This window comes from Corallococcus sp. AB032C (genome assembly GCF_003668935.1).
In the GTDB taxonomy this organism is placed as follows: domain Bacteria; phylum Myxococcota; class Myxococcia; order Myxococcales; family Myxococcaceae; genus Corallococcus; species Corallococcus exiguus.
In genome coordinates, this window is record NZ_RAWP01000251.1 from 1 (window position 1) to 1,248 (window position 1,248).

General features: G+C 69.7%; 2 protein-coding genes. One reads left to right on the forward strand and one right to left on the reverse strand.

Features of this window, described 5'->3' with window-relative positions:
• Nucleotides 1-5: 5 nt before the first annotated feature.
• Complete coding sequence (locus D7X99_RS41900) at nucleotides 6-701, forward strand: 2OG-Fe(II) oxygenase (protein WP_233614232.1); 696 nt, start codon at nucleotides 6-8, stop codon at nucleotides 699-701.
• A 451-nt stretch (nucleotides 702-1,152) separates the two neighbouring features.
• Here D7X99_RS41900 and D7X99_RS44800 read toward each other — a convergent pair whose 3' ends face one another.
• Nucleotides 1,153-1,248, reverse strand: a complete 96-nt coding sequence (locus tag D7X99_RS44800; RefSeq protein ID WP_367303451.1) for an IS3 family transposase — start codon at nucleotides 1,246-1,248, stop codon at nucleotides 1,153-1,155.

Consider the following 1,248-nt stretch of genomic DNA (forward strand, 5'->3'; position numbering starts at 1 on the left):
GCAGCGTGGCCTGTCGGCGGACACCCGAGTGGACCGGTTTGGCCGAACCGGTGCGGACCGGTTTGGCCGAACTCACCCCGACCGGGTTCGCCGAACTCCGGAGGACCTGTTACGCCGAGCTACGACACCTGGGCTCGCGTGGGTACTTCGTGTGGGACGGCTTTCTCGGACAGGACCGGGCCCTGGCGGTGCGGGCCGCGGCGCTGGCGCGCGTGGAGGCGGGCTCGCTCAAGCCCGCGGGCATCCAGCGCGGCTCGGATCACGCGCTCGACACCTCCGTGCGCGGAGACCACATCGAATGGATGCTGCCCGGCGCGGCCCCCGAACTGGAGGCGCTGTGGTTGCGCATCCAGCAACTGGGTGACGCCGTGTCCGCGAGCGCGTACCTGGGTCTGGGTCGCTTCGATGTGCAGCTCGCCTGCTACACGGCTGGTGGTGCGCACTACGCGCGCCACCGCGATGCCTTCCCGGGCCAGGCCAACCGGAGGCTCACCGCCATCTGGTACGCCAACGCGGACTGGCGGCCGGAGCACGGCGGCATGCTGCGCCTCTTTCCGGAAGAGGCCAGCACCGGCGCCGCGATGGAGGTCGTGGCGCCGGTGCTGGACCGCCTGGTGGTGTTCCTGAGCGAGCGGCTGGCGCACGAGGTCCTCCCCGCGCACGCCCCGAGCATAGGAAGGACAGGGCCCTCTTGGGCGTAGCGGGCGGGAGAGCATGGGAAGGACAGGAGCCCTCTTGGGCGTAGCGGGCGGGAGCAGGGCGGAAGGTGAGGGATGCTGACGGTTGGCCCACGAGCCGCACTCCGTGCCGGCGCGGAAGCCATTCATCTCCAGCAGACACACGCCAGCCCCGCCCAGCCGCTTTCCCAGGAGGGGCGCGGGTCTTGGCTGGCTGTGGCGGCTTGAGCTTCAACACCCGCGCTCCGGGGCGGCCCTCGCGCAGGGGCTAGGTGCGCACCCGTCGTGGGCAACCCCAGGTGCTTCAGAATCGCTCTCACCCCACCTGCTCCCTTCACGTACGCCACCACCCTTAAGCCTGCCACCACACCTCAAGCACGCGAACACATCTAGGGCGAACGTCCTTTTCAGCAGTCCGGCCCAGTCCAAACGGGGTGTGCGCTCTGGGCCTGCTCCGGTTCGGTGGACAGGTTGACTACGCTGCCAGCCTCTTGGTTGCGGCCCTCCGCTCGTATTCCACTGGGCTGACGTAGCCCAGGGCGGAGTGGCGCCGCTTCCGGTTGTAGAACAC